Below are 16,144 nucleotides of genomic sequence, written 5' to 3'. Positions count from 1 at the left end.
AGAGTGCGCTCTGTCACTTTGACTCTATGCATCGTGCTCTCCGAAAATCGATTCCGATTTTCGACCCGCATCGGACGCCTTGCCCGTGAGCAGCGAGCGCGTTGCAGCGGTCACGTCCCGTTGGCGCATCAAGCTCTCGCCCACCAGGAAGGCCCCGATGTCCATCCTTTGCAGTCTAAGGCAATCGTCATGCGAGAAAATGCCGCTTTCGCTGACCAGCAAATGACCCCCCGGCACCATCGCCCGCAGCCGCTCCGACGTATCGAGGCTGGTCTCGAATGTCCGCAGATTGCGGTTGTTGATGCCGATCAATTGCGATGACAGTTTCAGCGCTCGCTCGGTCTCGGCTTCATCGTGCACCTCGATCAGGGCGTCCATGCCGAGCTCGAACGCAGTCGATTCGAGTTGGCTGGCCATGGCATCATCGACGCTGGCCATGATGATCAAAATGGCGTCCGCGCCCCAGGCCCGCGCCTCGTAGACCTGGTAGGGATCGAACAGGAAATCCTTGCGCAGGGCGGGCAGCGTCACGGCCGCTCGCGCCTCGGCCAGAAACTCCGGTGCGCCCTGAAAGGAGGGCGCATCGGTCAGCACGGAAAGACAGGCCGCGCCGCCTTTTTCATAGGCCCTGGCCAGGCTCGGCGGATCGAAATCGGCACGGATCAACCCTTTGGACGGACTTGCCTTCTTGATCTCGGCGATCAGTGCGAAGCCACCCGATCCGCGCTTCGCTTCGAGCGCGGCGAGGAACCCGCGCGGCGCGTCGGCGTCCTTCGCGCGCGCCTTGATCTCTGCCAGCGGCACGCTTGCCTTGGCGGCGGCGATCTCGTCGCGCTTGTAGGCTTCGATCTTGCGCAGAATGTCAGACACGGTTCACCCGTTCGAAATCTCGACCAGGCGGTCGAGCACCTGCAGCGCCCGGCCGCTGTCGATGGCCTGTGCGGCAATGGCGATGCCATCACCGAGCGTCGTCGCCTTGCCCGCAATCACCAGTCCGGCGCCGGCATTCATCAAAACCGTGTCGCGATAGGCGCCGGCGGCCCCGCCTAGCATATCGCGCAAGGCCTTGGCATTGTAGGCGGCATCACCGCCACGCAACTCATCCTTGGTATGACGCTTCAGTCCAACCTCTTCCGGGGTCAGCGTGAAGCTGCGGATTTCGCCGCCAACCAGTTCAGCTACCTGTGTCTCGCCTGTGGTGGTGATCTCGTCATAACCATCGCCGTGGGCGACCCAGGCATGCTCGGTGCCGAGCGCCTTCAGCGTTTGGGCCACCGGCATGATCCATTCCGGCATGAACACGCCGACCATCTGCCGCCTGACGCTAGCCGGGTTCGAAAGCGGGCCGAGCAGGTTGAAGATGGTGCGCGTACCAAGCTCGCCACGAACCGGACCGACATGCTTCATAGCCGGATGGTGCGCCGGCGCGAACATGAAGCCGACGCCGGCTTCATGGATGCACTTGCCGATTAGCTCCGGCGCGATGTCGATCCTGACGCCAAGGGCAATCAGCACGTCGGCCGCGCCGGTCAGCGAGGACAGGCCGCGATTGCCGTGCTTGGCGACCGGCACGCCGCTGCCGGCAATGACAAAGGCGGAAGCCGTCGAGATGTTGACCGAATGCGAATTATCGCCACCGGTGCCGACGATGTCGATGGCGCCGTCAGGAGCATCGACGCGCAGCATCTTGGCGCGCATCGTGGCGACAGCGCCCGAAATCTCGCTCACCGCCTCGCCGCGTACGCGCAACGCCATCAGGAAGCCGCCGATCTGCCCTGGAGTCGCATCGCCCGACATGATGATGTCAAAGGCCTCGCACGCCTCCTCGAAGGACAGGGCGGTGCCGGTCGCGACCTTGGCGATATGGGTTTTCAGCGCGCTCATCTTGTCGAGGCTTGGGCAACGGCGGCCTGGTCGACGCGGACGTCGTACTGCGTCTGCAACTGCGCCACCAACTGGTCGAGCAGGTCGTCGGACATGCCGGAGGTGAATGATTTCTGCGCGTCGTCCGGCACCGAGCTGGCGTCGGCGCCGGCCGGTTCGAACACTTCGGCGACCTTGAACAGGATCTGGCCGTCGCCGGTGGGCGAGGGGATCAATCCGGTGCCGCCTTCGCCGACGCCGAACATGACGGCGGCGCCTTCCTTGCCGAAATCGGCATCGTCGGCTTCGCGCTTCAAGCCGCGCTTGGTCTGCTTCTCCAGCTTGAGTTCGCCGGCGATGACGTCGAGCGTGGTGCCGGCCTTGAGGCGCTTCTCGAGTTCGTCCGCCTTGGCGGCGAGCCGCTTGGCGGTCTCGGCCGCCGTCCAGTCGGCGACAACCTTTTGGCGCACCTCATCAAGAGTGCGGTCGCGGGCCGGTGTGATCGAACCGACCTCATAGAAGACAAAGCCGTTGTCCGCTGTGGTCAGCGCCTCGTTTTCGGTGTTCGGTTCCGCATCGAAGACGGCCTTGATCAGCGCCGGCGATTCCGGCAGGTCCTTGACGATGGAGCCATCGGGCCTCAGGCCGTTGCGATCGATGGCGTCGATGGTGATGTCCTTAAGCTTCAATTTGGCGGCGGCATCGGCCAGCGAACTGCCCGATGCGCGGGTGTCTTCATAATTGTCGTGCACATCCAGAAGGATGCGGCTTGCCTCGCCCAGCGCCAGATCCTTGCGGATCTGGTCCGACACTTCGGCGAGCGGCTTCACCACCTCGGGCTTGATCTCGGTCACGCGCAGCAGCACCGGACCGAAGGCGCCCTGCACGACCTGGCTGACTTCGTTGGCGTTGAGCGCGAAGGCGGCATCGGCAACCGCCTTGTCGGCGATCTTGTCCTTGGCGAGCGTGCCAAGCAGCGTGTCGGCCGGGGTCTTGCCCTCGGCGGTCACCAGCTTGTCGAAGGTAGCGCCGGCCTTGAGCGAATCGAGCGCCGCCTTGGCGGCATCCGGTGTCTTGAACACAAGCTGCTCGATGGTGCGCATTTCGGGCGTGGTGTAGCGTGACTTGTTCTTGTTGTAGTCGTCACTGACCTGCTGGTCGGTGACCGCGGTCGTATCCATTATGTCCGCCGGTTCGAGGCGAACATACGAGAATTTGCGGTATTCAGGTGCGGCGTAGCTCTTCTTGTTGGCCTCGAAATAGGCCTGAAGCACGCTGTCGCTCGGCGCCGCGATCGGCTCGACCAGCGCCTTCGGCAAAGTCAAATAGTCGACGGTGCGGTCTTCACCGCGGTAGAGCGCGACCGCCTTGAAGAACGTGTCCGGCGCCTTGAGGCCGTCCGAGACCGCCTCGACGATCTGCTGGCGCACCGCTACCTGGGCACGGTTCTTCAGATAATCCTCGGGCCGCATGCCGACCTGGTGCAGCATGTAGTCGAATGTCCTTCGGTCGAACTGACCGCCAGGGCCCTTGAAAGCCGGGTCTTCGCGGGTGAGTTCGGCCAGCCGATCCTTGGAAAGGCCGAGGCCGAGCTTGCGTGCCTGCTCGTCGAGGACGGCACCGGAAACGAGTTGCGCCAGCACCTGGTTGTCGATGCCGAGCGCCTTTGCCTGTTCATGCGTGAGGCGCTGACCAAACTGCTGCGACATGACGGCGAGCTGGCGGTCATAGGCGAGGCGGTATTCGTTGATCGATACCTTGGTGCCGCCGGCCGTTATTACCGAATCGTGGCCCGCGAAGCCGCCCATCAGCCGTCCGGAGATGCCCCAGGCGGCGAAACTGACCACCAGCAGCGAAAGCAATGTCTTCGCGACCCAGGTACCCGCCGCGCTTCTCAATATACCAAGCATGGTTACTTCCGATTTATGCGCATTTTCGCATGCGCCGAGTCTGAACCAAGCGCAATAGCGCCCTTCCTGCCCACTGTCGATTGCTTTGTGGCCTGATTTTGGTAGTGAGGGCCAGAGCTTGATATCGCCCGGAGAAGCACACCATGACACCAGGAATTCGCCCGCTTGTCGCCGGCAACTGGAAAATGAACGGCACCAGCGCCTCGCTGAACGAGCTCAGGATGATCGGCAACGGTTTCATGAGCGGGCTCGACGCCGACACCGAAGCGCTGGTCTGCGTTCCCGCGACGCTGCTTTCCCATGCCGCGGAGATTTTGTCGCGCACGCCGGTCCATGCCGGTGGCGAGGACTGCCATCCCAAGGAAAGCGGTGCCTATACCGGCTGCATCTCCGCGGAGATGCTGAAGGACGCAGGCGCCAGCCATGTCATTGTCGGCCATTCCGAATGCCGCGAGCAAAGCGGCGAGGACGATGCGACGGTCCAGGCCAAGGCCTCCGCCGCCTGGCGGGCCGGGCTCGTGGCCATCGTGTGCATAGGCGAGACGCGGCAGGAGCGTGAGGCTGGAGCGACGCTGGAGGTGCTGTCGCGCCAGGTCGCCGGCTCGGTGCCGCCAAGCGCCACGCCATCGAACACCGTCATTGCCTATGAGCCGGTTTGGGCGATCGGCACCGGCCTGACGCCAACCGCGGCCGATGTGGCCGAGGCGCATGCGCATATCCGCGAAAAGCTGGCGGAAAAACTTGGGGCCGCCGCCGCCAGGATGCGCATCCTGTACGGTGGCTCGGTCAAGCCTTCCAATGCCGTTGAACTGCTGGGCGTCAGGAATGTCGACGGCGCGCTGGTCGGCGGTGCCAGCCTGAAAGCGGCTGATTTCCTGGGCATCGCCGAAGCCTATCGCAGCATTGCTGGCTGAGATTCACGAGGATGGACGGGTCTCGTCCCGTTCAAATTCGTTGCAAAGAGGGCGTTGCTTCCCATATTCCGGCCACGGGCTTGGAAATGCCGTGAAAGCATTGTATTGAGCCGCCTCCAATTCACCGGCCGTGTCCGCGGCCGGGCAGGGCCTTGCCAGGATAAATTATGCAAACCGTACTGATCGTCATTCATCTCATGGTCGTGCTCGCCCTTGTCGGCGTGGTGCTGCTGCAGCGCTCCGAAGGCGGCGGTCTCGGCATTGGTGGCGGATCGGGCTTCATGACCGCGCGCGGCGCGGCCAACGCATTGACCCGGGCGACGGCGATCCTGGCGGCAGCGTTCTTTGTGACGTCGCTGACCTTGTCGATCATTGCCCGCTACGGCGAAAAGCCGATCGACATTCTCGATCGGGTTCCCGCGACCTCGGATGGCGCCGGCAAGGGCGTGCTCAACCAATTGCCGGGTACGGCCACGCCGGCACCCGCCGGCAGCACCACGCCGACGCCTCCGTCCGGCAACGACGCCGCGACAAAACCGCTGGCAACGGCCCCGGCCACCGCGCCCGCCGGCAGCACCACGCCGCCAGCGGCCAATGGAACCACCAACACCGCGCCGGCGTCGCCTCAGGTTCCGAACCAATAACCTTATGTTCTAAACCGCGATCTGTGTTCGTTTGAACACAGTCGCGGCAAATGCTGCGCAATCACGAAGATTCGACGGATCACGGCGCGGTCTCGCGCTTGAGGCATACGCGCTTATTCGACTATAGATTGCACGCGGCATTTTCGGCGTCCTTGGGGGACGCCGGGCGACGCCGTGGGCAACAAGCATTGAACGATCGGATCTTCGCCATGCAGCTTCGCAGCTTCATTTTCCTGGGACTTTGCGCCGCAATCGGCATAAGTTCCCCGGCCTCCGCCGCCATGCCGGCAAACATGGCCGCACAACAGTCGGTGTCGCTCGAAAAGACCGACGCCATCCCCGTCGCTGCCAAAAGCGATGCGACGCAGTTGAAGCTTCTCAAGAAGAAGAAAAACCCCACGCCGGAGGATCTTGCCCAGATCAAGAAGATCGAGGCCAAGATCGTTGCCGACAAGGAGGATGCCAAGGCCAAGGCGCTTGAGGCCAGGAAAATGGCGATGCGCGAGGCGGCCAAGGCCAGGGCTGACGCAGATCGGCAGGCGTTCCTGGCCAGCAAGGGCCAGAAAGCAGCGGCAACCGAAGTGGCCGATGCCAAGCCGGCCAAGAAGACCGTCAAGATCATCGAACCGATCGAACCTGTCACCCCGATCCCGGCGGCCGAGCCGATCCCAGCCGAGGCGATGAATGTCGCTTTGACGGGCAACAATGGCGAACTGCGCAGCGAGGTCGTCGGCGGCCAGAAGCAGTCAAGCGGCGGCCTGTTCGCGGGTCTGTTCGGTGGAACATCGTCTGGCTCATCGATCAGCTATCTGCCCGAGACACGCGCGCTCGACTCGGCACTTGCCCAGAAGAACGCCAAGAAGCCGTTCAAGGTGAAGCCGGAATTCGTGCCTCAGGACGTGGAATTCACCGGCTATGACGCCGGCACAATCGTCATCGACACCAGCGCTCGCCGACTCTACCTCGTCGAATCATCGACCACCGCACGCCGTTACGCCATCGCGGTCGGCCGCGAAGGCCTGCAGTTCAAGGGCACGGTCGCGGTCGGGGACAAGCAGGAGTGGCCGCGCTGGATCCCGACGCTCGACATGCAGAAGCGCGAGCCCAAGCACTACGGCCAGTACAAGGACGGCATGGCAGGCGGCGGCCAGAACCCGCTCGGCGCCCGCGCCATCTATCTCTACGATGGCAGGAAGGACACGCATCTGCGTATCCACGGCACCATCGCGCCGCAGTCGATCGGCACCAGCGCGTCCAATGGCTGCTTCCGCATGATGAACGAGCACGTCATGGATCTATACAGCCGCGTCCGGATCGGCACCAAAGTCGTCATCATCTGACGTTTCCGTCATCATGCCGAAGGGCCGGCTCAGCCGGCCCTTTTGTTTTGCTTAGAGCGATTCAAAACCCTTTGGCCGTGATGCCTGTCCGAAAGCCGGATCCCACTTTTCGGGATCATGGTCCGAGCGCCTTTTTGGGAAAAAGCCTTCGCGGCGGTTTTTTCTCTGGCGGAATCAATCCGGCCGCGTTAAGCGATGACTCCCATGGCGCGATATGTATTCATCACAGGCGGCGTGGTTTCCTCACTTGGAAAAGGCATTGCCGCAGCGGCCCTTGGGGCTCTCCTGCAGGCGCGAGGTTATCGCGCACGCATCAAAAAACTCGACCCTTATCTGAACGTCGATCCCGGCACGATGTCGCCGTACCAGCACGGCGAGGTGTTCGTCACGGATGACGGTGCCGAGACGGACCTCGATCTTGGCCATTACGAGCGCTTCACCGGCCGGTCCGCCAATCAGCAGGACAACATCACGACCGGGCGTATCTACAAGAACATCATCGAGCGCGAGCGGCGCGGCGATTATCTCGGCGCCACCGTGCAGGTGATCCCGCACGTCACCGACGAGATCAAGAATTTCGTCCTCGACGGCAATGACGATTATGATTTCGTGCTGTGCGAGATCGGCGGCACCGTCGGCGACATCGAGGCGATGCCGTTCCTCGAGGCGATCCGCCAGCTCGGCAACGATCTGCCGCGCAACAACGCCGTCTATGTCCACCTGACGCTGATGCCCTATATCCCGACGGCGGGCGAACTGAAGACCAAGCCGACCCAGCATTCGGTCAAGGAGCTGCGCGGCATAGGCATCGCGCCCGACATTCTTCTGGTGCGCGCCGACCGCGCCATCCCCAAGGAAGAGCGCCGCAAGCTGTCGCTGTTCTGTAATGTCAGGGAAAGCGCCGTCATCCAGGCGCTCGATGTGCCACATATCTACGACGTGCCGATGGCCTATCACAAGGAAGGTCTGGATTCGGAAGTGCTCGCTGCCTTCGGCATCGAGCCGGCGCCCAAGCCGCGCATGGAGCCGTGGCAGGCAGTCTCCAACCGCATCCACAATCCGGAGGGCGAGGTCACCATCGCCATCGTCGGCAAGTATACCGGCCTCAAGGATGCCTACAAATCGCTCATCGAGGCGCTTTCGCATGGCGGGCTGGCCAACCACGTCAAGGTCAAGCTCGACTGGATCGAATCGGAAATCTTCGAAAAGGAAGACCCGACGCCTTGGCTGGAGAAGGTGCACGGCATATTGGTGCCCGGCGGCTTCGGCGAACGCGGCTCAGAAGGCAAGATCCTGGCGGCCAAATTCGCACGCGAGCGCAAGGTGCCGTATTTCGGCATCTGCTTCGGCATGCAGATGGCGTGCATCGAGGCGGCGCGATCGCTGGCCGGTGTCGAACATGCCTCGTCGACCGAATTCGGCCCGACCAAGGAACCGGTCGTCGGTTTGATGACCGAATGGCTGAAAGGCAACATGCTGGAAAAGCGCAGGGCGACTGGCGATCTCGGCGGCACCATGCGGCTCGGCGCCTATCAGGCCGAGCTCGCCAAGGGTTCGAAGATCGCCGACATCTACGGCGACACCCAGATTTCCGAACGTCACCGGCACCGCTACGAGGTCAATATCGACTACAAGCAGCGCCTGGAGGATTGCGGGCTGGTATTTGCAGGCATGTCGCCCGACGGTGTGCTGCCGGAGACGGTCGAATACCCCGACCATCCCTGGTTCATCGGGGTGCAATATCACCCCGAACTGAAGAGCCGGCCGCTCGATCCGCATCCGCTGTTTGCCAGCTTCATCGAGGCGGCGGTGGAGCAGAGCCGCCTAGTCTGATCGCTCCCATGCGGACCTATGTCGCGCTTCTCTACAGCATCGTCCTGGGAGAGGGGCGGCGGGTCGTCATGTCCGACCTCAAGGCCATGGCGGAAAGTCTCGGCCTGAAGAATGTCCGCACCTTGGTGGCGACCGGCAACCTGGTCTTCGAGAGTGAAAAGACCTCGATCACTACGCTTGAGACACGCCTGGAATCCGCCTTCGAACAGGCCTTTGGCCGCCACGTCGATATCATCGTGCGTGCCGCCGAAGACTGGCGCAAACTCGCAAGCGGCAATCCATTCCCGACCGAGTCGGTGGAAGCCGGCGACCAGGTGGCGGTGCGCGTAATGCGCAAACCTGTAGCCGAAGACGCCATATCCGGGCTTCAGGCCTGTGCCGCCATGGACGAGAAGGTATTTCTGGTCGGCGGCGACATCTGGGTCGCCTTTTCAAGGGAGAGGCCTAGCTCGCGCCTGCTTGCCGCCGCCAACCACAAGCGCATGGGCGTCGGCACCTCGCGCAACTGGAACACCGTGCGCAAGCTGGCCGAAATGGTCGCGCGGTAGAGCGGGGCGGCTCGGGCCACCCCGCTCTGGTTCATCAAGCTTTCGCCACCTTGGCGCCGGCGCTCACGGCCGCGGTGCGCAGCACGTAGTAGATGACGCCGGCAATCGCCACGCCGACGAACCAGCCATAGACGCCCCACCAGGACGGCAGCCAGTTGGTGAAGTTGGGCAGGATCGACGAGAAGATGGCGCCAATGCCGGCGGCGATGAACGCATTGACGTGCCAGCCACCCTGGAAGCGGAACTCGCCGTCCTCGCGATACAGCGCCTCGACGTCGACTTCACCTTTGCGGATCAGATAGTAATCGACCATCATCACGCCGAAGATCGGCCCCATCGTTGCGCCGATGACGTTGACGAAGGAAGCCGCACTGCCTTCCCACGGTGCGAAGGGATAGAGCACCAGCGCGATGACGGCCGCGATGTAGCCGCCTTTCTTGAAGTCGATCTGGCGGGGAAAGACATTGGAAAAGTCGAAGGCCGGCGAGACGAAGTTGGCCACGACATTGATGCCGAGCGTCGCCACCGCGAAGGTGAGCGCCGCGAGCGCGGCCAGGAACCAGCTGTCGAACTTGGCCGAGATCTGGTCGGGGTGCAGCAGCACCTCATGGTAGACGTCGTAGGCGGCGATGGTGGTGACGCCGGCGACCAGCGAGAACAGGATCAGGTTGATCGGCAGGCCCCAGATATTGCCCTTGCGCAGCGATGCCTGGTCGGGGGCATAACGGGCGAAATCGCAGAAGTTTAGATAGAGCGCCGAGAAGTACGTCACCCAGATCGCCGCCACGGCAAACAGTGCGGTCCAAGACCCTGGAGTACCAGGGACGCCCGCATCCTTGGTCTTTTCCAGCAGCACATCCATTGGGATATCGCTGGTGAAAGCGAAGGTTCCTGATTTGACGCAGAGATAGATGGCCAGGATCAGCATCATCACCCAGACCGCCGGGCCGGCCCAGTCCTGGAAGCGGCGCACCGTTTCCATACCGCGCTGGATGATCAGCAGTTGCAGTGCCCATATGATCACGAAGCAGATCACCTCCAGGCCGGAATGGCCAAGGAAATGGGTATTGGCGTTGAAATCGGCGAACCATTGCGAGCGGATCAGCAATGCGACGATGGCGCCTGAGGCGGCCGCTGTCTGCGCGCCGTACCAGAAGCAGGCGACGATGGCGCGCACCAGTGCCGGAATGTTGGCGCCCCAGATGCCGAAGGAGGCGCGGGCGAGCACGGGGTAGGGCACACCGGTCTTCACACCGGCATAACCGACCATGTTCATCAGTGCGTAGATGATCAGCGAACCGATGCCGATGGCGATGATGAAATTGACGAAGCCGCCACAGAACAGAAACAGGCTGGCGGCGAGGTAGTAGCCCCACAGGCTATGGACGTCCGACGTCCAGACGTTGAAGATCGAGAACGGTCCCCAGTTTCGAACCTTGGCAGGAGCGAGGTCTTCATTATACAGGTCAGGCGATGCGCCTTGTATCGTCATTGCAATGTCCCCTTCTTGCAGCACGCGCCCTCACGCGTTGACCGCAGAGGTTACGCCTGACGCAGGGGAACCGGCAAGCAATCGATTTGCCGGCTTTGGCCTTAAAGATATTCAATGCGAACCGCGATTATCGAGAGCCCGTGATGGTGAGCCGCTTTTGAAACAGGCCTGCCTGTCGATTCGAATTCTCGATCCACGGCTTCCAAGCTGGACAAATCCGCGTTCCCGACGCCTATCGGCAAGCAAGGCTGCCTAGCCGATGGCCATCACCCGCTTGTGGTCCTCGACTTCGGAAAGCAGCCAATCCTGAAACAGGCCCGTACCCGGCTTGTTGCCGATGCTGCGGCGCTGATGCAGGTAGATGCCGGCCGGATAGGTATGGCGGGCGCTGAACGGGGCGACCAGTTTGCCCTGCTGCAGCAGATCCTGGGCCATCATCGTGTCGGCGAGCGCTATTCCAGCGCCATTGATCGCCTCGCGCATGATCAGCGTACAATCATCCAGCGTCGTGCTGGATTTCGGCGTCGTGTCCAACACGCCTTCCTGCTCCAGCCAGCGCTTCCATCGCATGGTCTCGCATTCGTGGATCAGGTGGTGGTTGACCAGGTCGGCGGGCGATCGCAGCGGCATCGGCCCTTCAAGCAGCGAGGGCGCACAGACCGGCGTCAGGACCAGCGGGATCAGCAGCGTCAGAGCCGGGCCGGCCTTGTAGACGAACTCGTCGACGATGGCCAAATCGAAATTGGCCCGCTTGCCCGATGTCGAGATCTCGAGATCCACGGACGGATGCCGTCGGCGAAAATTCGGCAGCCGGTCCGCCAGCCAAAGGTTCAGGACGGCAGGGACGCACAAAACCCGGACACGCTGGGTCCTGCCGTGGCTTGGGGGCCCGGCGAGACTGACATCGTCGGTGGCCCGCCAGATGGCTTCGAATGCTTCGGAGAGGCTGCGTGCGTAATAAGAGCCCCGAATGGTCGGCGTTATCTGCCGAAAGCCGCGCTCGAACAGCTCCTGGCCGAGATTCCGTTCGAGTGCGCGGATGTGACGGCTGATAGCCGAGGGTGTCAGATGCAGCTCTTCGGCTGCGTCCTTGACGCTGCCGAGACGGGCGGCGGCCTCGAAAGCGCGCATGCCATTGAGTGAGGGTAGGGCCATCGGCCGATCATGAATTGCCAGTTGAGTTTTTGTCAATCGATATGGACAAAATTGGCGTTTGATCGCCTGACCCGTTCGGGGATACCCAAGAGGCAAGAGCAATTAAGTCGTCTCAAGAACGACAATTGGGGACTTCGGCACGATCCAACCAGAGGTGACGGCCGGTTTGACCGGTTTCCACCGGTGGCGGGAGAAGCCCTGCGCAAACTGCAAGCCGCGCCTCGGCCAAAGCCCCGCAAAGAGGAGAACGCCTACCTATGCCTCAATCGCCAGTGCCGGTCTTTGAAACGGCGGACGAGATTTCCGCGGGAACCTCCGTCGTCGTGATCTTGCAGGCCGCTCAAACCGGCTTTGGCCCGCGTGCAACGGCCCTGGACACCGAAATGGGCGGGATCCTCTCCCGGGCCTGTGCGGATGCGGCTGCCTTGGCTCAATCCGGCGCCTGTATCGATGTCATCGCCCCCCAGGCGGTATCGGCGCGGCGCGTGATTGTCCTGGCCATGGGCAAGGCCGAGGCCGTCACCGCACTCTCCTTGGCGCGTGCCGGCGGCCTGCTTGCCGCGCATCTGGAGGGCAAAGGGGAATGCGCGGCCACCCTGGTCCTGGACCCCATTGCCGGCATAAGTCTGCCGGGAGCGGAAATCCTGGCAAGAGTCGCGCTTGGCATGCGGCTGCGGCGCTATCGTTTCAACATGCGCAACCGGCGCCAAGGGGCGGGGGCCGATCGGACCCTTCGGGTGCAACTGGTCGGGGCCGGCGGTCCGGAGCTGAATTCGGCGCTGGCGCGGATCAATGCCATCGCGGATGGCGTCGAATATGCGCGCACACTGGTCAACCTGCCGCCGAACCATCTCCATCCCGACAATTTCCACGATCACCTGGAGCCTCTGCGCGAAGCCGGCATCGACGTCGAGATACTCGATACGGCGAAGCTCAGGGAATTCGGCATGAACGCGATACTGGCCGTGGGGTCGGGTTCGGTACGGCCGCCACGAGTCGCCGTCCTGCGCTATCGCGGCAAGGGTGCTCCTGCGCAGCCGCTGGCGTTCGTCGGCAAGGGTGTCTGTTTTGATTCCGGCGGTCTCTGCATTAAACGCGGCGAGCAGATGTTCGATATGAAGGCCGATATGGGCGGTGCGGCCGCCGTGGTCGGCCTGCTGATCGCCCTGGCCCGGCAAGGCAGCCCGGTGCACGCCGTCGGTGTGCTCGGCATTGCCGAGAACATGCCGTCAGGCACCGCGCTCAAGCCGCGCGACATCATCACGACAGCGTCCGGGCAAACCGTGGAAGTGTTCGACACGGATGCGGAAGGCCGCCTGATCCTGGCCGACTGCCTCTACTATGCCGCCTCGCGCTTCAATCCGTCGGTGATCGTCGACCTTGCCACTTTGACCTATTCGGTGATGCGCGGTCTTGGATCGGTATTCGCCGGTCTCTTCAGCACCGACGATGCCATCGCCTCGCGGATGATCGCGGCCGGAGAAATGGTCGGCGAGCGGTTCTGGCGGCTGCCGCTCGACCGGGCTTATGACGAGGGCCTGCAATCGCCGTTCGCGGACCTGCGACATCACGCCAAGGACATGGAAGACGGTGACGCTCCCTACGCCGCGGCGTTCCTGCGCCACTTCACGGAAGACCGCCCCTGGGTGCATCTCGACATCGCCGGCAAGGAACTGACCGAGAAGGATCAGCCCCTGGGCCGGGAAGGCGCTACCGCATTCGGCGTGCAGATGCTGGAAGAATGGGTTCGCGCCGGCCGAGTTGCAAACTAGGTGACCAGCGGCATGCCTTCAAACATTCAGGAGATCGGGATGTCATCGGAGATCGTCACCAGGGAAGGGCGGGCCGATTTCGGCGACTACGAAACCTGGTACCGCGTCAGCGGTAACCTCGATGCCGACAAGGCTCCGATCGTCATTCTGCATGGCGGGCCGGGCGCCGCCCACAATTACGTCGATGCCTACAAGCTTCTTGCCCGAAGAGGCCGCGCCGTCATCCACTACGACCAGCTGGGCTGCGGCAATTCCACCTTGCTGCCGGACAAAGGCGCCGATTTCTGGACACCCAGGCTGTTCATCAACGAGCTTGAAAACCTTGTCGACCATCTCGGCATCCGCGGCGGCTTCCATGTGCTCGGGCAGAGCTGGGGCGGCATGTTGGGCGCCGAGTATGGGGTGACGCGGCCGAAGGGCCTGAAGTCGCTGACCATCGCCAATTCACCGGCTTCCATGAAGCTCTGGGTAGAAGAGGCCAACCGGCTGCGCGCCGACCTGCCCATGGACGTACAGGAGACGCTGACCCGGCACGAACAGGCTGGCACGACGGATCATCCGGACTACCAGGAAGCGACGATGGTGTTCTACGAGCGGCATGTCTGCCGGATCGTTCCGTTCCCGGCCGAAGTGACCGAGACCTTCGCCCAGGTCGTGCGCAATCCGACCGTTTACAACGTCATGAACGGGCCGAACGAGTTCCATGTCATCGGTACGCTGAAGAACTGGAGCATCATCGATCGGCTGCCCGCCGTCGATGTTCCGACGCTGATCATTTCCGGCCGTTACGACGAAGCCACGCCCGCGACCGTGCAGCCGTTCAAGGACGGCATCGAGGGATCGCGCTGGCAGGTATTCGAGCATTCCAGCCATATGCCGCATGTCGAAGAGCAGGATCTATGCATGCGGGTGGTGGGAGACTTCCTGGACGACAACGACAACTGAAAAAAGGGGAACTGCGACATGAAGAAACTGCTCTTGGCGGCCTCAGCCGCGGCATTGCTGGCCGGCTCGTGGCTGGCTCCGGCACAGGCCGAATACCTCAAGGAACATCGCGGCGGCACTATTCGCCTGCTGGCCCGCTCGGCCGCCGGAACGCTCGATCCGCACATCAATTACACCGACCAGGGCTGGCAGATGTATCAGCCGATCTATGACGGGCTGGTCGCCTTCCGCAAGGCCGAGGGCATGGACGGCTTCACCATCGTCCCCGATCTGGCCGAGGCGCTGCCCGAGGTGACCAATGACGGTAAGACCTTCACCTTCAAACTGCGCAAGGGCATCAAGTTCTCCGACGGCAAGGATCTCGGCGTGAAGGACGTCGTTGCTTCCTTCCAGCGCATCTTCAAGGTCTCGGGGCCGACCTCGGGCACCTTCTATGCCGGCATCGTCGGCGCCGACAAATGCCTTGCCGAAACCAAGAGCTGCACGCTGGAAGGCGGCGTTGTCGGCGACGAAGCGGCAGGCACCATTACGTTGAATCTCACCAAGCCGGACGCCGAGATCCTCTACAAGCTTGCGTTGCCGCATGCCGTGGTCCTGCCGGCGGACACGCCCGCGGAAGACATGGGCTCCAAGCCCATCCCCAGCACCGGCGCCTACATGATCTCCGCCTTCGATCCCAACAAGGGCATGACGGTGACCCGCAACCCCAATTTCAAGCAATGGAGCGAGGACGCCCAGCCGGACGGCTATCCTGATGTCGTCCAGTATGATTTCGGCCTCTCCGAGGAAGCTGCCGTCACCGCGATCCAGAACGGGGAAGCCGACTGGATGTTCGACGCGCTGCCCAGCGATCGTCTCGGCGAACTCGGTACCAAGGCCATGGACCAGTTGCATATCTCGCCGCTCTCGGCCTGGTGGTATGCGCCGCTCAACAACCGGCTGGCGCCGTTCGACAATGAAAAGGCGCGGCAGGCCGTTGCCTACGCGGTCGACCGCAACACGCTGGTCAAGCTGTTTGGCGGCAAGGTGCTGGCCTCGCCGGTGTGTCAGGTCCTGCCTCCGGATTTCCCCGGCCACGAAGACTACTGCCCCTTCACCAAGAACCCCGGCGCCAAGTGGTCGGCGCCTGACCTCGACAAGGCAAAGCAGCTCGTCGAGGAATCGGGCACCAAGGGCCAGAAGGTGACCATCATCGTCGAGGACACGGCCATTTCCCGCTCCATCGGCGTCTATCTGCAGAGCGTGCTGACCACCATCGGCTATGTCGCCGACGTCAAGCCGATCTCGTCGAACATCCAGTTCACCTACATCCAGAACACCAACAACAAAGTGCAGATGTCCGTTACCCAATGGTACAAGGACTATCCCGCGGCTTCGGACTTCCTGAACATCCTGTTCAGCTGCGCATCTTTCCGTGAAGGTTCGGACGCTTCGATCAACATCGCCGGCTTCTGCGACAAGGATATCGACGCCAAAATGCAGAAGGCATTGGACCTCGGTGTGACCGACCAGAAAGCCGCCGACAAAATGTGGGCCGAAATCGACAGGCAAGTCACGGACAAGGCACCGGCCGTCGGCCTCTTTACGCCGAAGCGGCTTGACTTCGTCAGCAAGCGCGTGGGCAATTTCAAGTTCAACCGGCAGTTCAACTGGATGATCACCCAGTCGTGGGTACAGTAATGGCCTGGGTACAGTAATGGCCTGGGTGCAGTAACGAACCGCGGAGGG

The 16,144-nt window shown here is 62.6% G+C and carries 13 protein-coding genes; 8 read left to right on the top strand and 5 right to left on the bottom strand.

Annotated features, from left to right (window positions below; all coding sequences use genetic code 11):
* Window positions 1–24: 24 nt before the first annotated feature.
* From trpC to LB554_RS23905, 3 genes are read right to left on the bottom strand one after another with little or no spacing between them, the layout of a single operon-like run.
* Window positions 25–870 (bottom strand): indole-3-glycerol phosphate synthase TrpC, encoded by an 846-nt coding sequence (trpC, locus tag LB554_RS23915; RefSeq protein WP_224587253.1) that lies wholly within the window; start codon window positions 868–870, stop codon window positions 25–27.
* A gap of 3 nt (window positions 871–873) precedes the next feature.
* Window positions 874–1,884: an anthranilate phosphoribosyltransferase gene (gene trpD, locus LB554_RS23910; protein ID WP_224587251.1), complete on the bottom strand. Its 1,011-nt coding sequence runs from the start codon at window positions 1,882–1,884 to the stop codon at window positions 874–876.
* Window positions 1,881–3,773 (bottom strand): SurA N-terminal domain-containing protein, encoded by a 1,893-nt coding sequence (locus LB554_RS23905; protein ID WP_015317810.1) that lies wholly within the window; start codon window positions 3,771–3,773, stop codon window positions 1,881–1,883. Before LB554_RS23905 ends, trpD begins: the two co-directional genes overlap by 4 nt.
* A gap of 143 nt (window positions 3,774–3,916) precedes the next feature.
* Between LB554_RS23905 and tpiA the strand changes: the two genes are divergently transcribed.
* The 5 genes from tpiA (at window position 3,917) to LB554_RS23880 (ending at window position 9,052) form a co-directional block, all read left to right on the top strand.
* Entirely contained in the window at window positions 3,917–4,687 is a 771-nt protein-coding gene (gene tpiA / locus LB554_RS23900; protein ID WP_224587249.1) for a triose-phosphate isomerase, read from the top strand.
* A 167-nt stretch (window positions 4,688–4,854) separates the two neighbouring features.
* Window positions 4,855–5,331: a preprotein translocase subunit SecG gene (gene secG, locus LB554_RS23895; RefSeq protein WP_140727010.1), complete on the top strand. Its 477-nt coding sequence runs from the start codon at window positions 4,855–4,857 to the stop codon at window positions 5,329–5,331.
* Between the two features lie 209 nt (window positions 5,332–5,540).
* Window positions 5,541–6,671 carry a L,D-transpeptidase gene (locus tag LB554_RS23890; protein ID WP_015317813.1) on the top strand — a complete coding sequence of 377 codons (1,131 nt, stop codon included), beginning with the start codon at window positions 5,541–5,543 and terminating at the stop codon, window positions 6,669–6,671.
* Window positions 6,672–6,866: 195 nt separating this feature from the next.
* Window positions 6,867–8,504 (top strand): CTP synthase, encoded by a 1,638-nt coding sequence (locus LB554_RS23885; protein ID WP_083883046.1) that lies wholly within the window; start codon window positions 6,867–6,869, stop codon window positions 8,502–8,504.
* Window positions 8,505–8,512: 8 nt separating this feature from the next.
* Window positions 8,513–9,052 (top strand): DUF1697 domain-containing protein, encoded by a 540-nt coding sequence (locus tag LB554_RS23880; protein ID WP_140664059.1) that lies wholly within the window; start codon window positions 8,513–8,515, stop codon window positions 9,050–9,052.
* Window positions 9,053–9,086: 34 nt separating this feature from the next.
* Here LB554_RS23880 and LB554_RS23875 read toward each other — a convergent pair whose 3' ends face one another.
* Entirely contained in the window at window positions 9,087–10,544 is a 1,458-nt protein-coding gene (locus LB554_RS23875; RefSeq protein WP_224587247.1) for an NCS1 family nucleobase:cation symporter-1, read from the bottom strand.
* 252 nt (window positions 10,545–10,796) lie between these two features.
* Window positions 10,797–11,699, bottom strand: coding sequence for a LysR substrate-binding domain-containing protein (locus LB554_RS23870; protein ID WP_224587246.1), 903 nt, complete (start codon window positions 11,697–11,699; stop codon window positions 10,797–10,799).
* 257 nt (window positions 11,700–11,956) lie between these two features.
* Here LB554_RS23870 and LB554_RS23865 point away from each other — a divergent pair, with 257 nt between their 5' ends.
* Genes LB554_RS23865 through LB554_RS23855 form a run of 3 tightly spaced genes read left to right on the top strand, consistent with a single transcriptional unit; the run spans window position 11,957 to window position 16,096 of the window.
* Window positions 11,957–13,471, top strand: a complete 1,515-nt coding sequence (locus LB554_RS23865; protein WP_224587245.1) for a leucyl aminopeptidase — start codon at window positions 11,957–11,959, stop codon at window positions 13,469–13,471.
* A 39-nt stretch (window positions 13,472–13,510) separates the two neighbouring features.
* Entirely contained in the window at window positions 13,511–14,416 is a 906-nt protein-coding gene (locus tag LB554_RS23860; RefSeq protein WP_224587243.1) for a proline iminopeptidase-family hydrolase, read from the top strand.
* A gap of 18 nt (window positions 14,417–14,434) precedes the next feature.
* Entirely contained in the window at window positions 14,435–16,096 is a 1,662-nt protein-coding gene (locus LB554_RS23855; RefSeq protein WP_140616442.1) for an ABC transporter substrate-binding protein, read from the top strand.
* Window positions 16,097–16,144 lie beyond the last annotated feature (48 nt).

Source organism: Mesorhizobium sp. CO1-1-11, assembly GCF_020164995.1.
GTDB classification, from domain to species: Bacteria; Pseudomonadota; Alphaproteobacteria; order Rhizobiales; family Rhizobiaceae; genus Mesorhizobium; species Mesorhizobium australicum.
The sequence above is the reverse complement of the archived record's forward strand: the minus strand, read 5'-3'. Positions and strand labels throughout refer to the sequence as shown.